Annotated in this window: 19 protein-coding genes; 6 read left to right on the forward strand and 13 right to left on the reverse strand. The window is 73.0% G+C overall.

The window, feature by feature from the left end; genetic code table 11:
* Positions 1–28 precede the first annotated feature (28 nt).
* The 3 genes from ACIGYR_RS31205 to ACIGYR_RS31215 form a co-directional block, all read right to left on the reverse strand.
* The gene (locus ACIGYR_RS31205; RefSeq protein ID WP_399606207.1) at positions 29–1078 is read right to left on the reverse strand and encodes an alcohol dehydrogenase catalytic domain-containing protein; all 1050 of its coding nucleotides are present in this window, start codon (positions 1076–1078) and stop codon (positions 29–31) included.
* Positions 1078–2226, reverse strand: coding sequence for an acyl-CoA dehydrogenase family protein (locus tag ACIGYR_RS31210; RefSeq protein WP_399606204.1), 1149 nt, complete (start codon positions 2224–2226; stop codon positions 1078–1080). The genes ACIGYR_RS31205 and ACIGYR_RS31210 overlap by 1 nt, the downstream gene beginning before the upstream one ends.
* A 355-nt stretch (positions 2227–2581) precedes the next feature.
* Entirely contained in the window at positions 2582–3496 is a 915-nt protein-coding gene (locus ACIGYR_RS31215) for an SDR family NAD(P)-dependent oxidoreductase (protein ID WP_399606202.1), read from the reverse strand.
* Positions 3497–3582: 86 nt separating this feature from the next.
* Here ACIGYR_RS31215 and ACIGYR_RS31220 point away from each other — a divergent pair, with 86 nt between their 5' ends.
* Positions 3583–4509 carry a cyclase family protein gene (locus ACIGYR_RS31220; protein ID WP_399606200.1) on the forward strand — a complete coding sequence of 309 codons (927 nt, stop codon included), beginning with the start codon at positions 3583–3585 and terminating at the stop codon, positions 4507–4509.
* Between the two features lie 246 nt (positions 4510–4755).
* Here the strand turns inward: ACIGYR_RS31220 and ACIGYR_RS31225 are convergent, their stop codons facing one another.
* From ACIGYR_RS31225 to ACIGYR_RS31240, 4 genes are all read right to left on the reverse strand, one after another.
* Positions 4756–5229 (reverse strand): ATP-binding protein, encoded by a 474-nt coding sequence (locus ACIGYR_RS31225; protein ID WP_399606372.1) that lies wholly within the window; start codon positions 5227–5229, stop codon positions 4756–4758.
* A gap of 553 nt (positions 5230–5782) precedes the next feature.
* Positions 5783–6829 (reverse strand): acyl-CoA dehydrogenase family protein, encoded by a 1047-nt coding sequence (locus tag ACIGYR_RS31230; protein WP_399606197.1) that lies wholly within the window; start codon positions 6827–6829, stop codon positions 5783–5785.
* A 2-nt stretch (positions 6830–6831) separates the two neighbouring features.
* Positions 6832–7965 (reverse strand): acyl-CoA dehydrogenase family protein, encoded by a 1134-nt coding sequence (locus tag ACIGYR_RS31235; protein ID WP_399606195.1) that lies wholly within the window; start codon positions 7963–7965, stop codon positions 6832–6834.
* Positions 7965–9161: an amidohydrolase family protein gene (locus ACIGYR_RS31240; protein WP_399606192.1), complete on the reverse strand. Its 1197-nt coding sequence runs from the start codon at positions 9159–9161 to the stop codon at positions 7965–7967. Before ACIGYR_RS31240 ends, ACIGYR_RS31235 begins: the two co-directional genes overlap by 1 nt.
* Before the next feature lie 101 nt (positions 9162–9262).
* Between ACIGYR_RS31240 and ACIGYR_RS31245 the strand changes: the two genes are divergently transcribed.
* Positions 9263–10771, forward strand: coding sequence for a class I adenylate-forming enzyme family protein (locus tag ACIGYR_RS31245; RefSeq protein WP_399606190.1), 1509 nt, complete (start codon positions 9263–9265; stop codon positions 10769–10771).
* A gap of 218 nt (positions 10772–10989) precedes the next feature.
* On the opposite strand, the gene ACIGYR_RS31250 is transcribed toward ACIGYR_RS31245, so the two are convergent.
* Both ACIGYR_RS31250 and ACIGYR_RS31255 read right to left on the reverse strand, forming a co-directional pair.
* Entirely contained in the window at positions 10990–12300 is a 1311-nt protein-coding gene (locus ACIGYR_RS31250) for a zf-HC2 domain-containing protein (RefSeq protein WP_399606187.1), read from the reverse strand.
* Entirely contained in the window at positions 12297–12854 is a 558-nt protein-coding gene (locus tag ACIGYR_RS31255) for a sigma-70 family RNA polymerase sigma factor (protein WP_391846707.1), read from the reverse strand. Before ACIGYR_RS31255 ends, ACIGYR_RS31250 begins: the two co-directional genes overlap by 4 nt.
* Positions 12855–13189: 335 nt before the next feature.
* On the opposite strand from ACIGYR_RS31255, the gene ACIGYR_RS31260 reads away from it, so the two are divergent.
* Positions 13190–13570, forward strand: coding sequence for an STAS domain-containing protein (locus ACIGYR_RS31260; RefSeq protein WP_391846705.1), 381 nt, complete (start codon positions 13190–13192; stop codon positions 13568–13570).
* A 180-nt stretch (positions 13571–13750) separates the two neighbouring features.
* Entirely contained in the window at positions 13751–14263 is a 513-nt protein-coding gene (locus ACIGYR_RS31265; RefSeq protein ID WP_391846703.1) for an EF-hand domain-containing protein, read from the forward strand.
* A 26-nt stretch (positions 14264–14289) separates the two neighbouring features.
* Here the strand turns inward: ACIGYR_RS31265 and purU are convergent, their stop codons facing one another.
* Entirely contained in the window at positions 14290–15174 is an 885-nt protein-coding gene (purU, locus tag ACIGYR_RS31270) for a formyltetrahydrofolate deformylase (RefSeq protein WP_391846701.1), read from the reverse strand.
* A 46-nt stretch (positions 15175–15220) separates the two neighbouring features.
* A complete protein-coding gene (locus tag ACIGYR_RS31275) occupies positions 15221–15721 on the reverse strand; it encodes a hypothetical protein (RefSeq protein WP_391846699.1) in 501 nt (166 codons plus the stop codon).
* Between the two features lie 117 nt (positions 15722–15838).
* On the opposite strand from ACIGYR_RS31275, the gene ACIGYR_RS31280 reads away from it, so the two are divergent.
* Positions 15839–17164, forward strand: a complete 1326-nt coding sequence (locus ACIGYR_RS31280) for an ABC transporter substrate-binding protein (RefSeq protein WP_399606181.1) — start codon at positions 15839–15841, stop codon at positions 17162–17164.
* A gap of 94 nt (positions 17165–17258) precedes the next feature.
* On the opposite strand, the gene ACIGYR_RS31285 is transcribed toward ACIGYR_RS31280, so the two are convergent.
* Positions 17259–19112: a hypothetical protein gene (locus ACIGYR_RS31285; RefSeq protein WP_399606178.1), complete on the reverse strand. Its 1854-nt coding sequence runs from the start codon at positions 19110–19112 to the stop codon at positions 17259–17261.
* A 265-nt stretch (positions 19113–19377) separates the two neighbouring features.
* A complete protein-coding gene (locus ACIGYR_RS31290) occupies positions 19378–20763 on the reverse strand; it encodes a transcriptional regulator (RefSeq protein ID WP_391846693.1) in 1386 nt (461 codons plus the stop codon).
* A gap of 279 nt (positions 20764–21042) precedes the next feature.
* On the opposite strand from ACIGYR_RS31290, the gene ACIGYR_RS31295 reads away from it, so the two are divergent.
* The gene (locus ACIGYR_RS31295; protein ID WP_399606175.1) at positions 21043–21708 is read left to right on the forward strand and encodes a bifunctional DNA primase/polymerase; all 666 of its coding nucleotides are present in this window, start codon (positions 21043–21045) and stop codon (positions 21706–21708) included.
* Positions 21709–21827 lie beyond the last annotated feature (119 nt).

Consider the following 21827-nt stretch of genomic DNA (forward strand, 5'->3'; position numbering starts at 1 on the left):
GGGGAACGCCGGCCGGACCGACGGCACCTCAGAACGTGAGCACCGCTCGCGCCACCCGGCCCGCCTCCGCGTCCGTCCGGGCCTTCTCGAAGTCCTCCACCGGATAGACGGCCGACACCAACTCGTCCAGCAGCAGGCGCCCTTGCCGGTACAGCCCGGCGTACAGGGCGATGTCCCGCTGGGGGCGTGCGGAGCCGTACCGGCAGCCGAGGATCGACTTGTCCAGGAAGAGGGAGGAGACCAGGAAGGACGCCTCGGCCGTGGCCGGGGGCACCCCGAGCAGGATCGCCTGGCCGCGCCGGTCCAGCAGGTCGACGGCCTGGCGGATCAGCTCCACCCGCCCGACGCACTCGAAGACGTGGTCGGCGCCGGTCGGCAGGATGTCCCGGACGCCCTCCACCGAGGTCAGGAAGCCGGTCGCGCCGAACTGCCGGGCCACCGCCTCCTTGGCCGGATTGGCGTCCACGGCCACGATGCCGAGGGCGCCCGCGAGCCGCGCGCCCTGGATCACGTTCAGCCCGATCCCGCCGGTGCCGATGACGACCACGCTGTCCCCGCGGTCCACCCGCGCCCGGTTCAGCACCGCGCCGACCCCGGTCAGTACCCCGCACCCGATCAGGGCGGCGGACGTCAGCGGGATGTCCTCGGGGATCCGCACCGCCTGGACGGCCTTGACGACCGTGCGTTCCGCGAAGGCCGAGTTGGCCGCGAACTGGTACACCGGGTCCGCGCCCCGCGTGAACGGCTTCCCCGGGCGCCCGATCGCCTGCCGGCACATGGTCGGCCGGCCCCGGTCGCACTCCGCGCACGTCCCGCAGTTGGCGAGCGTGGACAGCGCCACATGGTCACCGGGGGCGACGTGGGTGACGCCCGCGCCCACCGCCGCCACGACCCCGGCGCCCTCATGGCCCAGCACCACCGGCACCGGGAACGGGATGGTGCCGTCCACCACCGACAGATCGCTGTGGCACAGTCCGGCCGCCGCGACCGCGACCAGCACCTCGCCCGGCCCCGGCTCCCGCACCGCCAGGTCGTCGACGACCCGGACCTGTCCGCCGTCGAACACCACACCACGCATCACACGGCCCCCTTCGGCTCTCCCGGCAGTCCGAGCACGCGCTCGGCGATGATCGTGCGCTGGATCTGGTCCGAGCCGCCGTAGACGGTGTCGGCCCGGCTGAACAGGAACAGGTGCTGGTCCGCGTCGATCTCGTACGGCGACGGCGCCGACCAGTCCGCGGGCCCGACGGCCGCTCCCGCACCCCTGGCCTGGACGGCCAGTTCGCCCAGCCGCTGATGCCAGTTCGCCCACAGCAGCTTGGCCACGCTGGGCGCGCCCGGGTCGCCCGTGCCGCCGAGGGTGCGCAGGGCGTTCCAGCGCATGGTGCGCAGTTCGGCCCACTGCCGCACGAGCCGGGCGCGCAGGACCGGGTCCCGCACGGCTGCGGACTCGACGGCCGTTTCCACGATCCCGGCCAGTTCGGCGGCAAATCCGATCTGCTGGGCCAGCGTCGACACCCCGCGCTCGAACCCCAGCAGGCTCATCGCCACCCGCCAGCCCTGTCCCTCTTCCCCGACGACGTGCTCCACGCGTGCGCGTGCCCCGTCGAAGAAGACCTCGTTGAAGTCGCTCGTGCCGGTCAGTTGCCGGATGGGCCGCACCTCGATCCGGCCGGGCTGGTCCATGGGCACGAGCAGGAAGCTCAGCCCGCGGTGCCGGCGTGCCGCCGGGTCGGTCCGGGCCAGCACGAAGCACCAGTCGGCCTCATGGGCGAGCGAGGTCCAGATCTTCTGCCCGCTGATCCGGTAGTACGCCCCCTCGCGCACCGCCGCCGTCCGCACCGCGGCCAGGTCCGACCCGGCGTCCGGTTCGCTGTAGCCCTGGCACCACAGCTCCTCGCCGGCGGCGATCGGGGGCAGGAAGCGGGACTTCTGCCGGTCCGTGCCGTGTGCGACGAGCGTCGGCGCGAGCAGATTCTCGCCGATGTGCCCGGAGCGCGGCGGCGCCTTGGAGCGGGCGTACTCCTCGGCCCACACGACCTGCTGGGTGAGCCCGGCGGTCCGGTTGCCGTATCCCGGCTCCGGCCAGCCGAGCCCTATCCAGCCGGCTCTGCCCAGCGTGCGTTCCCACGTGCGCCGGTGCACGGTGGAGCCGACGTGCGCGGCAAGCCAGTCGCGGGCCTCGCTCCGGAACGCCTCGTCCTCTTCGGTGAACCCGAACTCCATGGACGCCACCTCTTTTCGGTTGCCGGACGCTGGTGCCGGGCGGGGAACGGGTCGCTCGCCGGCACCGGCGAAGTGCCTCAAGGGGCCCTTGAGGCACGGGAAGGCACGATCGCCCACGGCCAGAAGGGCGCCGAAGCGCCCTGAAGCGGGGTGGGGAACTACGCGACGAGCCAGGACGGACCCGCGGTCGTGGGTCGCCTGCCGGCACCGGCGAAGTGCCTCAAGGGGCCCTTGAGGCACTGGGAGGCACGATCGCCCGCGGCCAGAAGGGCGCCGAAGCGCCCTGAAGGGGCGCGGGGAACCGCGCGACGAGCCACGACGGACCCGCGGTCGCCGGACGGCGCGCGCTGCCGGGCTAGTGGGCGTTCGGCCGGTCCCCACCCCGCGCCGCTTCCTCCATCGCCGCCAACTGCGCAAGCATCGGCATCGGATCGACGCCCACCGATCCCGGCAAGAACTCGGCGATCGCTTCCGGCGTCCACCCGCCGCAGGCGTACGCCGAGCGCAGTTCCCTCGGCTGGGCCCACACCGCGATCTTCGGCCCGGCGATCGTGTACACCTGCCCGGTGATGTCCTGCGCGGCGGCCCGTTCGGACAGCAGGTACACCACCAGCGCGGCCACGTCCTCCGGCTCCCCGATCTCCGTCAGTGTCATCGGCACGTTCGCCGACATCCGGGTACGCGCCACCGGCGCCACCGCGTTCGCGGTCACCCCGTACTTGTGCAGGCCGAGCGCCGCGCTGCGCACCAGGGAGATGATCCCGCCCTTCGCCGCGCTGTAGTTGGCCTGGGAGACGGAGCCCTGGTGGTTTCCGCTGGTGAAGCCGATGAGGGTGCCCGACCGCTGCGCCCGCATGACGGCGGAGGCGGCCCGGAACACGGTGAAGGTGCCCTTCAGGTGGGTGGCGACGACCGGGTCCCACTCCTCCTCGCCCATGTTGAACAGCATCCGCTCCCGCAGGATGCCGGCCACGCACACGACGCCGTCGACACGGCCGTACGACTCCACCGCCGTCTCCACGACCCGCCGCCCGCCCGCCATGGTGGAGATGTCGTCGGCGACCGCGACGGCCTCGCCGCCCGCCGCCTCGATCTCCTTGACGACGGCCTCGGCGATCTCGCTGGTGGGCGAGGCGCCGTCCACGGCGACGCCGTAGTCGTTGACGACGACCTTCGCCCCCTCCGCCGCCGCCGCCAGCGCGACCGCCCGTCCGATCCCGCGGCCGGCGCCTGTCACGGCGACGACCTTGCCTGCCAAGAAGTTCCCCACGCCCGGCCCCTTCCCGCGGTTTCTGACGGTCCGTTAGATTTTATGGCCCGTCGGATGCGCGGACACAAGCCCCGGGGAGGCACCGGATGACACTGCCGGAGGAGTTCCAGGAGATCGCGGGGCGCGTGAACAACTGGGGGAGGTGGGGTGCCGAGGACGAGATCGGCACCCTGAACCTGGTCACGGACGAGGTGGTACGCGCGGCGGCCGGCGAGGTACGCACCGGGCACCGGGTCCCCCTCGCCCTCCCGCTCCGACAGGACGGCGTGCAGACGGGGATCATCCCGGGCCGGGTCAACCCGCTGCACGCGATGGTGCAGCTCAACCAGGAGCTGTTCGGCCCGGGTACGGTGGCGTGCAGCGACGACGCGGTGACCATGGGCCTGCAGGCCGGCACCCACTGGGACGCGCTGACCCATGTCTCGCACTCCGGCACGCTCTACAACGGCCGCCCGGCACGGACGGTCACCGCGCACGGCGGCGCCGAGTTCAGCGGCATCGACAAGGTGCGCCACCTCGTCTCGCGCGGGGTGCTGCTGGACGTGGCACGCGCGCGTGGCACGGACCGGCTGACCGGGGGCCACGCGGTGACGCCGGAGGATCTGACGGCGGCCGAGGAGTACGGCCGGGTCCGGGTGCGGGCCGGCGACATCGTGCTGGTGCGGACCGGGCAGCTCCAGGTGTATCTGGCCGGGGACAGGCACGGGTACGGCTATCCGTCACCGGGACTCTCGGTGCGCTGCCCGGAGTGGTTCCACGCGCGCGATGTGGCCGCCGTCGCGAACGACACGCTCACATTTGAGATATTTCCGCCCGAGATCGAGAATCTGTGGTTGCCCGTGCACGCGCTGCATCTGGTGGAGATGGGGATGTTGCAGGGCCAGAACTGGAATCTCGAAGAGTTGTCCACAGCCTGTGGACAAACGGGCCGGTACGCGTTCCTGCTGTCGGCGATGCCCGAACCGTTCGTGGGCGCGACAGGCACGCCCGTGGCACCGGTGGCGATCCTCTGAACGGCGGCGGGTCCGCGGTTGGCGGCGCGCCTCCCCCCACCGTCACGCGCGCCGCCACCCGACGCGACCCACGCTCGGCGGGGGCCGACGGCAGCCGGGCCCTCGCCGTCCCCTCGCGGCGAATCGGCGCCCACAAGCCTGATCAGGTGCCCGGGGGACGTCAACGCCGTGCGCGCACGGGTGGTGACACCCTGATCGCACGACCCGCGCACGGTCGCATCCGCGGCGCAGCACGACCGCGGGCCGCTACACCGCTTCGAAGGCGAGATCCTCGTACGCGGACAGTCCGCCCCCGTACGCCATCGCCGCGCTCCCCCGGGCCTGTGCGCAGCGGTCCAGTTCGCACCAGATGCTCTTGCCGGCGTCCTCGGGGCTCCAGCCCCAGCGGTCGGCGAGACAGTCCACCAGGGCGAGGCCCCGGCCGCCGGTGGCGTCGTCGTCGGCACAACGGGGCACGGGTGCGCGGGCGCTGGTGTCGGCCACCTCGACCCGCACCGTGGCCGACGCGCCGTTCTCGGCCACCGGGCCGGGCAGGCGGAGCCGCAGCACGGCCGGACGGCCGGTGTGCACCACGGCGTTGGTCACGAGTTCGGAGACGAGCAGGATCAGGGTCTCGGCCAACGGTTCGTCGGCCGTTATCCCCGACCCGGCGAGTCGCGAGCGCGCCCACCTCCGGGCCCGCCCCACCTCCGCGGGGTCTGGCCGGATCTCCAGCTGCACTTGAAGCACCTGCACCGCTCACACCATCCGAACCGGCGGACACATGTCCCCGCGCCGTCCGCCCGCCACGGCGTCGGCCGCGGCGACGATCACGACGAGGGCCACGATCGTAGCCACTCTCTGCATGGCCAGGACAACGGCCAGAGCAAGGGTCACGGACTGTGAATCCCTTGCGAGACAGCATGGTTGACGTACAGTCACCCCAACAAGCGCTTCGGGCATATTCCCGCGCGAAGGAGTACGCGTAGGGCATACTGTGCGACGCTCGTTACGGGGAGTCGAACAGGCGGAGGCAACGGCCCGGACCGCCCCGCGAGCAGCGGAGCGCACCGCGCGGCCCGGCACCGCCCCAGGGGCACCGCCGGCACGGCTCGTACGCGCAGCCACTCGCATCCACCACAAGGTACCGGAGCGGGTACTCGACTCCGGGCCGTGACGAGCCCCACGAAGGACACAACCGGATATCAACGCTCCGTGATTCCGTGCGACCACGGTCCGCTACATCGTGGGCCAAAGCTTCCCGGGTGTCACGGACCGCGACGTCACCGGCGGCTCAGCCCGCCAGGGCGGCGGCGAGCAGTTCCTCACCCTGTGCGCCTCCCCCGGCCCGCCGCGCCCGCACCCAGGCCCGTTTGAGGTGCAGATGCACGTCCGCCTCCCAGGTGAACCCCATGCCGCCGTGCACCTGGAGACAGTCGCGGGCCCCCCGTACGGCGGCCTCGTCGGCGAGCAGCCGGGCGGCGGCGATGTCGGCGGGGTCGGCGGTCACGGCGGCGGCGTAGACGGCGGCACGTGCGGTCTCGGCCCGCACCAGCAGGTCCGCGCACAGATGCTGGACGGCCTGGAGGGCGCCGATCGGCCGCCCGAACTGCTTCCGGGTCCGGGCGTGTTCCACGGCCAGCTCGCACACCCGTCCGGCCGTGCCCAGCTGCTCGGCGGCGCTGAGGAGCACGGCGACGGGGTCCGGACCGCCGAGGAGGGGGCCTGGACCGCCGAGGAGGGGGCCCGGGGTGCCGAGGAGGGGGCCCGGAGTGTCGGCGAGGAGGTCCGGGATGCCGTGGAGAGGGCCTGGGGTGCCGGTGCCAGGGGCCCGGGTGCCGGTGCCGGTGCCAGGGGCCCGGGTGCCGGTGTCGGTGCCGGGGGCCCGGGTGTCGGTGCCGGGCACGCGGTGCAGCGGTGTGAGGGGGTCCACCGACCGCAGCGGTACGGCACCGGAGGCGTCCCCGCGGACGACGTCCGCCGCTTCCAGCCACTCCGCCAGCCCCCCGTCGACGGCCGCCACGACCGTCTCCCCGAGCGCCGCGCCGGGCACATCGCCGGCCGCGAGATGCGTGGCCACGAGCGGTCCGGGCAGCAGGGCCCGGCCCGCCTCCTCGAAGGCCAGCACGGCCTCCGGCAGCCCCAGGCCGACCCCGCCGTCCGCCTCGGGCAGCCGCAGCGCGAAGAACCCCGCCTCCCCGAGGGCGCGCCACAGCGCCCGGTCCAGCCGGCCCGGGGCGTCGACGGCGGCACGCAGCGCCTCCCGCCCGAAACACCGCGCCAGCAGCTCCCGCACCCCCTCGCGCAGCGCCCGCTGGTCGTCCGTGAGTCGCAGACGCACGCTCATCTCCCCCTCGGCAGGCCGAGGATCCGCTCGGCCACGATGGTGCGCTGGATCTGCGAGGTGCCGGCGGCGATGGTGTACGACAGCGAGGACAGCCGGTCGAGCACCCAGGGCCGGTCCAGGTCGAGGGCGTCCGGGCCGAGGACCTCGGCGGCGGTGTCGTACAGCTCCTGGCGGGCGTGCGAGTAACGGAGCTTGAAGACGGAGCCGCCGACGCCCGGCACCCCGCCGCTCGCCTCCGCCTCGCTGACGTTCCACTGGGTCAGCCGCCACAGCGCCCGGAACTCCGCGTCGAGCCGGCCCAGCCGGCGGCGCAGCGCCGGATCGTCCCAGCGCCCGTTCCCCCGGGCCGTGCGGGCGAGTTCACGAAGGACGCGGCGGCAGGCGACGACCTCGCCGACGAAGGCGGTGCCACGCTCGAAGGAGAGGGTGACCATGGTGACGCGCCAGCCGTCGTTCTCCTCCCCCACCCGGTTGGCGACCGGCACCCGCACCTCGTCCAGGAACACCTCGGCGAACTCCGCCGAGCCGGCGAGCGTGCGCAGCGGCCGTACGGTGACGCCGTCGGCGGCCATGGGCATCGCCAGCCAGGTGATGCCCCGGTGCCGGGGCGCGTCCGGATCGGTGCGGACCAGCAGCTCGCACCAGTCGGCGACTTCGGCGTGCGAGGTCCAGATCTTGGACCCGGTCACCACGTACGTGTCACCGTCCCTCCGCGCGCGCGTGCGCAGCGAGGCGAGGTCGGATCCGGCATCCGGTTCGCTGAACCCCTGGCACCACACCTGCTCGCCGCGCAGGATCGGCGGCAGCCAGCGCGCCCGCTGCTCGGCGGTGCCCTCGGCGGCGATCGTCGGCCCGGCGTGCAGCAGTCCGACGAAGTTGGCGCCCACGTAGGGCGCGCCGGCCTTCTCGGTCTCCTCCAGGAAGACCATCCGCAGGGTCGGGGAGGCGTCCCAGTGGACGCCGGCGTACCCGGCGTCGTGCAGCATCCGCTGCCAGCCGAGGTCGTAGGCGCGGCGGCCGGGCCAGTCGTCCGGGGACGGCTCGGCGGGCAGGGTGGGCAGCGCCTTGGCGAGCCACTCGCGCAGCCGGGCCCGGAACTCCTCCTCCTCGGGCGTGTCCGAGAGGTCCATCAGGTGTCGAGGTCCAGGCCCAGCATGCGGATGGCGTTGCCCCGCATCAGCTTGTACACGGTCTCGTCGTCCAGGCCCTTCACATGGTCGAGGGCGACCTCCTTGGTGTGCGGGAAGGTCGAGTCGACGTGCGGGTAGTCGGTCTCGAAGGTGGCGTTGTCGCGGCCGACGGCGTCCAGGGACGCGACACCGTGCTTGTCGCGGAAGAAGCAGCAGAAGATCTGCCGGTAGTAGTACGTCGACGGCGGCTCCGGGATCAGGTCCCTGACCCCGCCCCAGGCGCGGTGCTCCTCCCACACGTCGTCGGCGCGCTCCAGGGCGTACGGGATCCAGCCCATCTGCCCTTCCGAGTACGCGAGCGTCAGCCTCGGGAACTTCACCAGCACCCCGCTGAAGAGGTAGTCCATCATCGAGGCCATCGCGTTGTTGAAGCTCAGGGACGCCTGGACGGCGGGCGGGGCGTCCGGGGAGGCGGCGGGCATCTGGGAGCTGCTGCCGATGTGCATGTTGACGACCGTGCCGGTCTCCTGGCAGACGGCGAAGAACGGGTCCCAGTGGCCGGAGTGGATGGAGGGCAGCCCGAGGTAGGTGGGGATCTCGGAGAAGGTGACGGCCCGCACCCCGCGCGCGGCGTTGCGCCGGATCTCCGCGACGGCCAGCTCCACGTCCCACAGGGGGATCAGGCACAGCGGGATCAGCCGGCCGCCGCTGCCGCCGCACCACTCCTCCACCATCCAGTCGTTGTAGGCGCGCACGCAGGCGAGGGCGACCTCCTTGTCGTGGGCCTCGGCGAAGGTCTGCCCGCAGAAGCGGGGGAAGGTCGGGAAGCAGAGGCTGGCCTCGACGTGGTTGAGGTCCATGTCCTCCAGCCGTGCCTCGGGGTCCCAGCAGCCGCGCCGCATCTGCTCCCGGGTGATGCCCTCCAGGGTCATCTCGTCCCGGTCGAAGCCGACGGCGGCGATGTTCCGTTTGTAGGGGAACTTCAGGTCCTCGTAGATCCACCAGTCCGTGGGCTGGCCCTGCGGATCCATGGTGATCTGGTACTTGCCCCCGACGTAGGCCAGTTCCCCGATCCCGGCGGTCAGCGGCTTGGGGCCGCGGTCCCGGTACTTGGCGGGCAGCCAGGTCTCGAAGAGGTGGGCGGGCTCGATCACGTGGTCGTCGACGCTGATGATGCGGGGCAGTTCGGTCGCCATGGGTCCCCTCCGCCGGACGGTACTGGGCTGGGCCCTGCTTATCTGATGGCCCGTCAGATAGCATGTCACCTGACGACTCGTCAGCCAAGCAGGGGGCACCCGTGAACGAGACCCCGCACACCCTGAGTTCCGCCCGCACACTGTGGGAGCTGGTCGCCCGCCGGGCCGCCGTCACCCCCGGCCGTCCCGTCCTCCTCCAGGCCGGCCGTCGGCTGTCCTTCGGCGAACTGCGCGCGCGGTCCGAGCGTGTCGCGGCGGGCCTGTACGGCATGGGCGTGCGCCCCGGCACGGTGGTCGCCTGGCAGCTGCCCACCCGTATCGAGACCGCCCTGCTGTCCTTCGCGCTGGCCCGCCTGGGCGCCGTGCAGTCCCCGGTCATCCCCTACTACCGGGACCGGGAGGTCGGCTTCGCCCTGCGCGAGTCCCAGGCGGAGTTCTTCGCCGTACCGGGCGTCTGGCGCGGCCACGACCACACGGAGATGGCCCGCCGCCTCGGCGCCAAGGGTGTGTTCGAGGCGTACGACACGCTGCCCGACGGCGACCCGTCCGTCCTGCCCCCGCCGCCCGCCGAGGGCACCTCGGTGCGCTGGATCTACTGGACCTCGGGCACCACCTCCGACCCCAAGGGAGTGCTGCACACGGACCGGTCCCTGATCGCGGGCGGCTCCTGCCTGGCGCACGCGCTACGGCTGTCGGCGGACGACGTGGGCTCGATGGCCTTCCCCTACGCCCACATAGCGGGCCCCGACTACACGGTGATGCTCCTGCTCTACGGCTTCCCGGCGGTGATGTTCGAGCACTTCGCGCTGCCGGACGCGCTGGCGGAGTACCGGCGGCACGGGGTGACGGTGGCCGGCGGCTCCACGGCCTTCTACTCCCTCTTCCTGGCCGAGCAGCGCAAACGGCCCGGCGAGAAGGTGATCCCGACCCTGCGCCTGCTCGCGGGCGGCGGTGCCCCCAAGCCGCCCGAGCTGTACCGCGCCGTGGTGCGCGAGATGGGCGTCCAGCTCACCCACGGCTACGGCATGACCGAGGTCCCGATGATCACGATGGGGGACCCGGAGGACACCGCCGAGCACCTGGCCACCACCGAGGGCCGCCCGCCGGCGGGCATGGCGGTCCGGATCGTCGACGGCGAGATACGGCTGCGCGGCGAGGCCGTCTGCCAGGGCTATCTGGACCCCGCCCAGACGGCCGCGGCCTTCGACGCCGACGGCTTCCTGCGCACCGGCGACCTGGGGCACGTGACGCAGTCCGGCCATCTGGTCCTCACCGGCCGCCTGAAGGACGTGATCATCCGCAAGGGCGAGAACATATCCGCCAAGGAGATCGAGGACCTGCTGGCCGCGCACCCGGCGGTGGCCGACGCGGCCGTGATCGGCCTCCCGGACACCGAGCGCGGCGAACTGGTCTGCGCGGTGATCGAGCGACGGCCGGGAGCGGCCGGCCCGACCTTGCCGGAGGTCGTGGCCTTCCTGCGGGCGGAAGGGCTGTCCGTGCACAAGCTGCCGGAACGGCTGGAGGTGGTGGACGCCCTGCCGCGCAACGACACCCTGCGGAAGGTGCTGAAGTACAAGCTGCGGGAGCGGTTCTCAGGACCGCTGCCCTGAGACCCGCCCCTCCCACTCCGTCCGGGGCCGGCCGGACCCGCCCTCCGGTTCTCGCCGCGGCCGGCCGGTGGGGCCGCCACCGACCGCTGGATCCCGATCGGCACGGGGTCGCCCGGAGCCGGTCCGGTCCGGTCCGGGTCCGGGTTCGGGTCCGGGTCCGGGAGGAAGGTCCTGGGGGCCGGGCGGGTCCCGGAACCGCCTGCCGTCGCCGGGCGCGCTCACATCCGGCTCATGCTGGCCGCCGCGTACAGCACGTCCCTGATCACCCGGCGGTCGCCGTCCTGGCCCACCGCCGCGTCCTCCGGCGACACGTGACCCGCGGCCAGTCGGCAGAACTCCACGCCGTCCAGCGCCACATGGGCCACCTCGAGGTCCGCGGAGCCCACCGCCGCCGGTGAGTCCAGGGGGATCAGCCATTCGCCCCCGGCCGCGCCCTCGATCTCCAGCCGCAGGCTGCGGCCGGGCGCGCCGGCCGGGACCAGGTGCGGGGTCTCACGGCCCGGCTCGGACAGGCCGGCGCGGCGGCGCTCGGCGAGCACCGTCGGCAGCAGGCGGGCCGCCAGGTCGATCATCCGGTTGAGGTGCCGGGGCGCCGGCGGCTGGTAGGGGTAGTCCACCGCCTCCGCGATGTCCTCGGCGTGCACCCAGCACTCGAAGGCGCGGTCCAGCATCGCGTCGTGCAGCGGCAGCGCGAAGTCGCCGTACGGCACCCCGAGTCCGCCCGCGTGGCCGCCGGTGAAGGACACCGTGCGCACCAGGCCGTGACTCTGCTCCCGCCACGGCCCCCGCACCGAGCGCGTCGGCGGGAAGTGCGATGCCCGCCAGAACGCCTCCGTGCGGCCGGCCGGCCCCAGGGCGCCCGGCTCCGCCGCCCCGGCGACCTCGGCCAACGGGTCCGTCAGGCCGAGCGCCGCGGCGATCAGGCCGTCCACCGACAGCAGGTGCGCGATCACTCCGGCGACCGTCGTACGACGGCTCGTCGCGGTGTCGGCGTCGAACCACCGCAGCCGTACCGGCGCATGCCACTCCGCGTCCCCGAAGTCCTGGAGCAGCGCGTCCAGTCGCGCGGTCTCGGCGTCGTACGGTACCGCCCAGTCGGGCACCGGGATGCGCGGCGGCCGACGGCTCAGGCAGTTCCCCAGCACGCGGGTGCGCAGGGCGGGGTCCAGGTCCAGGCTCTCCGGCTGGTGGAGCAGGCCGACCGCCTCGCGGAGCCGGCGGGCCTCGTCGGCGCAGCCACCGCAGCCGCCCAGGTGGTCTTCCACGGCCGCCGTCTCCGCGGCCGAGCACGCGGCCAGCGCCCAGGCGCCGAGCAGCGACTTCAGGACGTCGTGCGACAGGTCGAGCGGCACGGGTGCGAGGTCCCCCAGGTCGGCGAGGTCGGGCAGCGCAAGCCCGCTGTCCTCCACGGAAGCGCGGGGGGTGGGTATGCGCGGGGCCGAGGCCGGTCCGGGGCGGCCGACGTCACCCGGGGCGTCCCCCGCGCCGCCGCCGTCCCCGGTGACACCGTCTCCCAGGTCCCCGTTCACACCGCACCCCGGTATCCCGGCGGTGTGCCCGTGTCGTGGGCGGTGGAGAGCAGTTGCAGGCCGAGGCGGAGCCGGCGGCGGGCCTCGTCCTCGGTGACGCCGAGGTCGGCCGCGGTCTGGCGGTAGTCACGGCGCTGGAAGTAGGCCGAATCCAGGGCGGCCCGCAGCGGGGCGGGCATGGAGTGCACGATGAAGTCGGCGCGGGCGGCGACCGAGGCGCGGCGGACCGTGCTCTCCAGTTCCTCGCGCCGCGGCTCTTCCCGTTCCTCCCGGTCCCGCAGCCGCTGCACGGCGACCCGGTGGGTGACCGCGGCGACCCAGGAGCGCAGCGGGCCCTGCTGGGGATCGTAGGTCTCGGGGTGCTCCCAGACGTGGGCGAAGACCTCGCGGGTGACCGCGTCGGCGGCCCGCTCCTCGCCGAGGACGCGGTGGGCGAGACTGTGCACGAGGGAGGCGAACCGGTCGTACAGCTCGCCGAGGGCGGCTGCCTCACCGCGGGCGAGCCGCTGCTGCATCTTGCGGTCCCAGCGGGGCGGTACGTCCTTCCTGGCCATGCGGTCCCCTCCCCTCACCGTGTCCGGCCCGTCCAGCCTGTCGGTCCTGTCCTCTCGAATGTAGTCGGCACGTCCGACAGTGCACGCCCCTTTGTGTCAACGTGCGCCCCCGGGAGCGTCGCAGGTGATAGTGCCCTCTTCACACAACCTTCACGCGGGACGCGTGCATCTCTGATCGAACAGGATCGATAGTGACCGAAACAAGCCCCTTGTCGATCGCCGGTCGTTTGCCGCATCACGTTTCAGGGAACGGCCGCTGGGCAGCCGCGCGGAATGAAACGTAGGAACTGCTTCCGTTTCCGGGCGGTTCCGGGCGATCCGGCGAGCGGAGGGGCGTGGCCGTGGCATTCAATGTGACCGGCGTCGAACAAGGCGAGTGGGCCGTGCTCCGGGTCTCCGGGGAACTGGACCTGATGACCTCGCCGGTACTGCGCCAGCGCGTGCACGACGTCGTCGCCGAGGGACACCACAGCCTCGTCGTGGATCTCTCCGACGTGTTCTTCTGCGATTCCAGCGGGGTCGGCGTCCTCATCGCCGCCCGTCGGCTGATCCGCTCCTGTCAGGGCCGGCTGCGGCTGATCCTGCCGGACCGGGGCGCCGAGGACGGCTCGCACGTCAACCGCGTGCTCGGTGCGCTCGGTGTCCGACGCCTGTTCGACGTCCGCCCCGACCTCGACTCCGCGACCACCGACGAGGCGGGGCCGCTCTCCGCCTGACCGGCCGTCACGCCCCCGCGACCCGGCCACACTGTTGTCGCAGAATTCCCCCGGTCTTGGCACAGTCGCCGGTTTTCCGCCGTCCGACGGCCACCCGCGTCGTACGCTCCCAGCCAGGTCCGGCCCACCGATCGACCTGACCTCCCCGTACGACCCTCACGTAAGGCGGTCCGAACAGACATGGACAGCACCGAGTACGAGCGCAGGATCGCGGCCCGGTTCGCCACCTTCGACCAGGACGGCAACGGCTGCATCGACCGCGAGGACTTCAGCGCGGCGGCCAAGGCGCTGCTCGCCGAGTTCGCGGTGCCCGCCCGCTCCGACAAGGGACAGGCCCTGTACTTGGGCGCGGAGGCGTTCTGGCAGGGCATGGCCGGCATCGCCGACCGGGACGGCGACCAGCGCATCACCCGCGAGGAGTTCGTCACCGGTGCGGTCAAGCGGCTGCGGGACAACCCCGACCGCTTCGCCGAGATCGCCCGTCCGTTCCTGCACGCGGCCCTGGCGGTGGCCGACACGGACGGCGACGGCCGCATCGGCATCGCCGACGCCGCACGCGTGCTGCGGGTTCTGCACGTACCCGACGCTCTCGCCGAGGCGACCGCCGCCGCCCTGGACACCGACGGCGACGGAGGGGTCGGCGAGCCGGACGTCATCCCGGCCTTCGCCCGCTACTTCACGGTGCCCGAGTAGGCGCACCGCCCCCGAGGGAACGGGCCTTACGCGAACACCACCGTCCGTCGGCCGTTGAGCAGGATGCGCCGCTCCGCGTGCCACTTCACCGCCCGCGCCAGGGCCTGGCACTCCACATCGCGGCCGATGGCGACCAGCTGGTCCGGCGTCACGTCGTGCCCGACCCGCTCGACCTCCTGCTCGATGATCGGCCCCTCGTCCAGGTCCGCGGTGACGTAGTGCGCCGTCGCCCCGATCAGCTTCACACCCCGCGCATGCGCCTGGTGGTACGGCTTCGCGCCCTTGAAGCTCGGCAGGAACGAGTGGTGGATGTTGATGATCCGGCCGCTGAGCTGCTTGCACAGATCGTCCGAGAGGACCTGCATGTAGCGGGCGAGGACGACCAGTTCGACCCCCTCCTCCCGCACGATCTCCAGGAGCCTCTCCTCGGCGTCCGCCTTGGTGTCCCTCGTGACCGGAATGTGGTGGAAGGGAATGTTGTAGGAGCTCACCAGCTCCTTGAACTCGGTGTGGTTCGACACCACGCCCACGATCTCCACCGGCAGCGCGCCGATCCGCGCCCGGAACAGCAGGTCGTTCAGGCAGTGCCCGAACTTGCTGACCATGAGCACGATGCGCATCTTGTCGTCGGCCCGGTTGATCTGCCAGGCCATGTGGAAGGAGTCACCGATCGCGGCGAAGCTCGCCCGCAGCTTGTCCACCGTCACCGGCGCCTCGGCCGAGAAGTGGACGCGCATGAAGAACAGCCCCGTGTCGTGGTCGCCGAACTGCTGGCTGTCCTCGATGTTGCAGCCGGTCATGAACAGATAGCTGGACACGGCGTGCACGATGCCCTTCTTGTCCGGGCAGGAGAGCGTGAGGACGTACTGGTCGGCCGGTGCTGCGGCGGAGGAGGCGGACTGCTCAGTCATGCACTACAGGGTCCCATACCGGCCACCCGCCGGGGGCCGGCGTCCGCTACGCGGACCTCGTCAGGATCCGCAGCACTTCCAGGCTCTTCGGCGGCGCGTCCGGGTCGTCGCCGTCGCTCAGCGACATCCGTACGTGCGCGTCACGCGCCGCCTGCACCGCGTCCGGCCAGCCGGCGTCGTCCACGTACGCGGCGACGGGGGCGTCCGGGCCGACCTGGTGCATGATCCGCAGCACCCGCAGCACGGCGGTGTCGACGAGCGCCGCCTCCTGCGAATCCCGGAATATGGTGCCGACGTACTTCTCCGCCGACCAGTTGTCCAGCCAGGTGTCCTCCACCAGCCGGTACACGGCGTCCGTCACGTCGCCGTAGCCGTCCGCGCCGGCCAGCCAGACCTCCCGCTGGAACACCGGGTCGGAGAGCATGTGCAGCGCCGAGCGCACGTTGCTGCGCCACCGCCACCACGGCATGTCGTTCAAGGGCATGCCGCCCATGGTGGAGGAGCGACGGCCGCGACGGGAAGAGTTCTCCGAACCTTGCACGGTCATCGATCGTACGTTCCTCGTTCCCCGGATCCCACCGGCCCCTGTAATTCACCTCCATGTCACCCTTCATCGACCGAGAGTCACTCCCCGGTTAGCGGTGTGAGGGAATCGTGCGGGTCCATGACCGGCAGGCGACGCACCCGCGACACCCCCCGCACGCACCTTTCCCGCCCCGTCAGAGCCATCGCCCTCGCCGCGGGCGCTGTGGCCGTCTGTGCGTCGCTCGCAGCCGCATGCGGGGTCATCCCTGGTGCCACGGGGGGCTCCGGGGATGACCCGATCCGGGTGATGACCTGGGCCCCGCAGGACACCGACGCGACCAACAAGCCCGGCATGCCCGCGATGGCCCTCGCCTACGCGAAGTGGATCAACTCCCACGGCGGCATCGACGGCCGCAGACTCGACGTCCTGACCTGCAACGACCACAACGACAGCGTGGGCGCCGCGAAGTGCGCCCGGCGGGCGGCGAACGAGAACGTGGTCGCGGTCGTCGGCTCCTACAGCCAGTTCGCCGACTCCTACCTCGCCCCGCTGGAAGGCGCCGGCATCCCCTACATAGGCGGCTACGGCGTCACCAACGACGAGTTCACGGGCGCCATGTCCTATCCGGTCAACGGCGGCCAGCCCACCCTCCTGGCGGGCCTCGGCAAGGCCCTCGCGGCCGGCTGCGGCAACGTCGCCCTGGTCCGCCCCGACAGCATCGCCGGCGACGAGCTGCCCGCGATGCTCGACTCGGGACTGAGATCCGGCGGCCACTCGGTCGCCGGCGACCGGCTCGCCGCCGAGGACAGCACCGAGTACGGCGACCAGGCCGACCAGGCGCTGCGCTACGCCACCCAGGACGTGGCCCGGAAGGGCTGCGTGGTGCCCGCGCTCGGGGACCGCACCGACACCTTCATGGACTCCTTCCGGCGGGCCCGCGAGAACTACCCGGCCGTGCGCACGGCGACCGTGCTCGGCAGCGTCGACCAGACGGTGATCAACACCACGGGCGGGGCGTCCGGACCGTACGAGGGGGCGTACATCACCAGCTGGTACCCGGTCGCCTCCGATCCCCGCTGGGCCCCGATGAAGAAGGTGATCAACGAGGCGGCCTTCGGCGACAACCGCATCGACCCCGCGGACGCCGGCGTGCAGACCACCTGGATCGCCTACACCGTGCTCAAGGCCGTCCTGGAGAGGATCGGCGACGGCGAGGTGAGCGCCGACACCGTGCGGCGCACCCTCGACGACGGCCTGCGGGTCTCCACCGGCGGCCTCACGCCGACCCTGTACTGGCCCTACGAGAGCAAGCTCGCCGGGGTCGGCTTCCCGCGGCTGGTCAACGCCGACGTCACCCTCCAGGTGGTCCAGGACGGCAAGCTGGTCGCGGCCCGCAAGGGCATCGGCGGCGACGACGGGATCGCCGACATGACCTCCGTCCTGGAACGCGCCGACGTGCCCTGACGGGCCCCCGTCCGGGGGCCCCGCACGGCCGGCCCGACCGTCACAGCTGGGCCGGCCGTCACAGCTGGGCCGGCCGTCACAGCTGGGTCGGCCGTCACAGCTGGGTCGGCTGGCGCTGGGTCAGCCCGTACTTCGTCGCGATCGCGTTCCACAGCGCCGCCGCCTTCGTCTTCTGCGCGCTGGCGGTGCCGCTCTCCCGGTTGCCGGCCTGGGTCTCGTTGGTGGTGCGGGCATGGCCCTTGTGGCAGACCTTGTGGCTCTTGGCCTGGCCGGCCCAGGCGGCGTAGTGGTTGTCCGCCGCGGCGGACGCCTGCCATGCCGTGGTCAGCGCGGCCGTCAGATCGGCGTTGCCCGGCAGCTTGTCCACGGACAGCTTGCCCAGCCGGGTGACCAGCTGGTTGCGCTGCTTGGCCGCGTCCCGCAGGTTGCCGGCGGCCTGGTCGAGGTTGTCGCACTGCTTGACGTCCGCCACCGCCTGGATCACCGAGGCCCGGCTGCTGCCGCTGTCCGCGAGCACCTTGTCCAGCTCGACCGCCTGCTGCCGGGCGGGGTCGACGGTGGGCGAGGCGGAGTCCTGGGTGGCCGGGGAGGTGGCGGCGACCGTCTGGTCCTTGTCGTCCCCGCCCTGCTCCTTGCCGCCGCCACCGCTGAGCAGCGCGCCCGCACCGACGCCGACCACGATGAGGCCGACGCCGACGGCCGCGATCAGCGGCAGCCGCGAGCGGCCACTGCGCCGCCCGCCGCCGTCCGGCTCCGCGTCGTACGACGGCTGCGCCGGGCGGTACGACGACTGCGCCGGACCGGGGTGGGCGTCCGGCTGCTGGACGCGCGGGAGCTGCTGGGTGGAGCCGGCCGGGCTGTCGTCGGCCGCCGCGCCGCCGCGGAAGAGGTTGTCGAACTCGGCGGGCGGCTGCCGGTCCGCCCCCTGCGCCTGGGCCTGGGCGGCGTAGGGCGGGATGAACTGCGTGGCCTCCGCGTCGGAGGACGCGGGCGCCGCCTGCCGGGGCACCTGGCCGAGGTACCGCGTCTCCTCGCCTCCCGACTCCGGCGGCAGCGCGCCGGGCGTCACCGGCGGGATGTACTGGGTGGCCGCCTCGTTTCCGGGGCCCGTGGGCCCCGCGGTGACCGGCGGGATGTACTGGGTGGCGCCGTCGGCCGGCGCGGCCTGCACGGGCGGCAGGTACTGGGTGGCGCCCTCGTGAACGGGGGCGACGGGGCCGCCGGGCCCGCCGGGGACCGGGGGGATGTACTGGGTCGCGGCGTCCGCCGTCGGGGGCAGCGGGGCGGCGGCCGGGTAGGCGTCCGGCAGCGGGGCGGCGGGCTGCGCCGGATACGGCTGCTGGTGCTGCTGGTAGGCGTCCGGCGTGCCGTAGGCGGGCTGAGCCGCCCCGTAGGCGCCGGGACCGGGCTGGCCTCCGCCGGGACCGTGGGCCGGGCGCTGACCGCCGTAAGAAGGCGCCTCGCCGCCGTAGGCGGGTGCCTGGCCCCCGTAGGAAGGTGCCCCACCGCCCTGGGCCGTGGGCTGCCCACCGTAGGAAGGGGCCTGCCCGCCGTAACCGAGTGCCTGACCGCCGTGAGAGGGCGCTTGGCCGCCCTGGGCCGGGGCCTGACCGCCGTAGGAAGGGGCCTGGCCGCCGTAACCGGGTGCCTGACCGCCGTACGACGGGGCGGGCGCTCCCTCCGGGGGCAGCGGGCCGGGGCCCGTGGCGGCCGGGGGCTGCTCGGCGCCGTTCCACTGAGGGGCCGCCGGGGGCCAGCCCTGGCCCGGCTGGGGCGCCTGCTGCTCCGGGCCCCAGGTACCGCCCCATGCCTGCCCGCCGGCCGGGCCGGCGGGCGCGGGCGTCGCGGTCATGCCCGGCAGCAGGGGCTCGCCTCCGTCGGAGGGCAGCACGATGCCTTCGCGCGCGGGCCGCGCCGAGGGCTCCTCGCCCTGTCCACTCTGCGTCACCGGGACTCCTACTAATGGGGGACCTTGTGAATCGTCGGCTCACGCTACCGGGTCCCCCGAGCCGGGTGCCACGCAGCTCTGGGCGTGATCTTCCTTCCTGTGACAGCAGTAACAGATCCGCCCCGCGAGGCGCTGTTCTACGGCACCCGGCGCACACCGGGTGCCGTTTCCCGTGCGTTCACCGAGCAGCGGGGCCCGTGTTCAGACGGCGTGCCGCTCAGGCGGCGTGCCGCTCAGGCTGCCTGTTGCTCAGGCGGCGTGCTGTTCAGGCGGCCTGTTGGAGATCGAGGCGCGCCCCGAACTCCCTCACCACCGCCTCGTCCCGGAACGGCTCCAGGCGCTGCTGGAGGTCGTCCAGATACTCGGCGCCCCGGTTGGAGCGGAGTGTCTCCAGCAACTCCACCGCTCTCATGCCGGTGTTGCATGCCTGTTCGATCTCGCGCTGCTGCACCTGGGCCGTGGCGAGCAGCACATAGCCGATGGCCCGCCGGCGGGCCCGGGACTCCGGGTGCCCGGCCAGCGACTGCTCGGCGTACCGCGCCGCCTCCTCGGCCTGCCCGAGGTCGCGGTGGCAGTGCGCCAACTCATCGGCCAGATACGCCTCGTCGAAGTGCGCGATCCACACCGGGTCGGCACCGGAGGAGCCGTCCGCCCGCTCCATCTCCGCGACCGCCCGGCCGGCGGACGCCTGTGCCGCGCGTACGTCGCCGAGCAGCGCGTGCCCGCGCGCCTCGGCGGCGTGGAACATCGCCTCCGCGCGCGGGGTCACGGCCCCGCGCGCCCCCTCCTGCGCCGCCCGGGCCAACTGAGCGATCTCGCGCGGATTTCCGAGCTGCGCGGCGAGGTGACTCATGGACGCGGCGAGGATGTAACCGCCGTACCCGCGGTCCCCCGCGGCCTGCGCGAGCCGCAGCGACTGGATGTAGTACCGCTGGGCGAGGCCCGGTTGGCCGGTGTCGACGGCCATGTACCCGGCCAGTTCGGTCAACCGGGCCACGGCGGCGAACAGTTCCCGGCCGACCGCCTCCCGGTACGAGCCCGCGAGCAGCCCGGAGACGACACTGTTGAGGTAGTGCACGACGACCGGGCGTACGTGCCCGCTGCCGTACTGGTGGTCGAGCTCCACCAGTGCCTGGGTCATGGACCGGACGGCGGCCACGTCGGCCTGGCCCACGCGCGGGCCGGCCTGCCGGGCCACCTGGGCGTCCGGCGCCGAGATCAGCCAGTCGCGGCTCGGCTCGACCAGCGCGGAGGCCGCGACGGAGGAGCCGGACAGGAAGTCCCGGCGCCCCACGTCGCTGCGCCACAGCTCGCAGACCTGCTCGATGGCGCCCAGTACCGTCGGCGAGAACTGGAGACCGACCCCCGATGCGAGGTTCTTGCCGTTGGCCATGCCGATCTCGTCGATCGTGACCGTCCGGCCGAGCTTGCGCCCGAGCGCCTCGGCGATGATCGCCGGGGCCCGGCCCCGTGGTTGCTGGCCGCGCAGCCAGCGGGCCACGGACGTCTTGTCGTAGCGCAGGTCGAGTCCGTGCTCGGCGCCGCACATGTTGACCCGCCGGGCCAGCCCGGCGTTCGAGCACCCCGCTTCCTGGATGAGTGCCTGCAGCCGTTCGTTCGGCTGCCTCGCCACGAGAGGCCTTGCGGCCATTGCTACCCCCTGCGGTGCGATCCCCTGGAGCGTGCGGCTGGAGCGTGCGGCTCCGGCCGGGAAGATCACTGCCCAGCCGACATACCGTCAATGCGTGACATGTGCGGTTTGCCGGGGTAAAGGCCGTCGCCACCCCCAGCCCTTGCTACCCACCCCACGCACCGCTTCCTCCCACGCGCCCCCGCCCGTGCACCCATGCGCCCCGGTTGCCGAATCGATGCTCCTCCCCCGCGCGCGGTACAGCCGTAACTCAAGGTGAACGCGGGAGTTGAGTGAGGCGTGGAAGAGACGATCGCGGGCGCCGAAAACACTCAGATTTCCGGTCATATTCCGCAGCAGCGCGGGGAATCGCTGCTGGAGACCGCCGTACGTTATGCCGAGGAGCGGCACTGGGACGTGTTCCCGGGCACCTGGCTGGAAGCCGTCGACGGGATGCAGCGCTGCTCGTGCGACGACGCCACCTGCTCTGCGCCGGGTGCGCACCCCGCGCGCCCCGACTGGGCGACCCAGGCGACCGGCAGTGCGACCGTCGCGCGCCGGATGTGGCAGAGGCAGCCGACGGCGTCGATCCTGCTGCCGACGGGGCGGACGTTCGACGCGTTGTCCGTCCCGGAGAGCGCGGGATTCCTGGCGCTGGCCCGGATGGAGCGGATGGAGCTGTCGCTCGGGCCGGTCACGCTGACGCCGGACCGGCGGATGCAGTTCTTCGTGCTGCCGGGGGCGTCGGTGAAGGTGGCGGAGCTGGTGCGCAAGCTCGGCTGGTCGCTGCCGTCGCTGGATCTGGTGGCGCTGGGCGAGGGCGGGTACGTGGCGGCGCCGCCCACGCGGTTCGGGTCCCGCGGGGCGGTGCAGTGGGCCTGCCGGCCCACCCCGGCGAACCGCTGGCTGCCGGACGCGGAGGAGTTGATCTCGCCGCTGGCCTATGCCTGCGGCCGGGACCGGTAGCCGGTCCGCCCACCCGCCCACCCGTCTGCCTGGTTGCCGGCACGTCGGCGGCCGCCGGTCGTTCGCGGCCGGTCGCTCGGTCCCCGCACCCCTGGAGGGAGGTGCGGTGCGCCGGCTCA

The sequence above is a fragment of the Streptomyces sp. NPDC053076 genome (genome assembly GCF_044546845.1).
Taxonomy (GTDB): Bacteria; Actinomycetota; Actinomycetes; order Streptomycetales; family Streptomycetaceae; genus Streptomyces.

Excerpts from the sequence above, each read along its gene's own strand:
- purU (WP_391846701.1), bottom strand. The coding sequence starts at position 15,174 with ATGACTGAGCAGTCCGCCTCCTCCGCCGCAGCACCGGCCGACCAGTAC.
- ACIGYR_RS31290 (WP_391846693.1), bottom strand. The coding sequence starts at position 20,763 with ATGGCCGCAAGGCCTCTCGTGGCGAGGCAGCCGAACGAACGGCTGCAG.
- ACIGYR_RS31210 (WP_399606204.1), bottom strand. The coding sequence starts at position 2,226 with ATGGAGTTCGGGTTCACCGAAGAGGACGAGGCGTTCCGGAGCGAGGCC.
- ACIGYR_RS31205 (WP_399606207.1), bottom strand. The coding sequence starts at position 1,078 with ATGCGTGGTGTGGTGTTCGACGGCGGACAGGTCCGGGTCGTCGACGAC.
- ACIGYR_RS31255 (WP_391846707.1), bottom strand. The coding sequence starts at position 12,854 with ATGGCCAGGAAGGACGTACCGCCCCGCTGGGACCGCAAGATGCAGCAG.
- ACIGYR_RS31240 (WP_399606192.1), bottom strand. The coding sequence starts at position 9,161 with ATGGCGACCGAACTGCCCCGCATCATCAGCGTCGACGACCACGTGATC.
- ACIGYR_RS31275 (WP_391846699.1), bottom strand. The coding sequence starts at position 15,721 with ATGACCGTGCAAGGTTCGGAGAACTCTTCCCGTCGCGGCCGTCGCTCC.
- ACIGYR_RS31265 (WP_391846703.1), top strand. The coding sequence starts at position 13,751 with ATGGACAGCACCGAGTACGAGCGCAGGATCGCGGCCCGGTTCGCCACC.
- ACIGYR_RS31235 (WP_399606195.1), bottom strand. The coding sequence starts at position 7,965 with ATGGACCTCTCGGACACGCCCGAGGAGGAGGAGTTCCGGGCCCGGCTG.
- ACIGYR_RS31280 (WP_399606181.1), top strand. The coding sequence starts at position 15,839 with ATGACCGGCAGGCGACGCACCCGCGACACCCCCCGCACGCACCTTTCC.
- ACIGYR_RS31220 (WP_399606200.1), top strand. The coding sequence starts at position 3,583 with ATGACACTGCCGGAGGAGTTCCAGGAGATCGCGGGGCGCGTGAACAAC.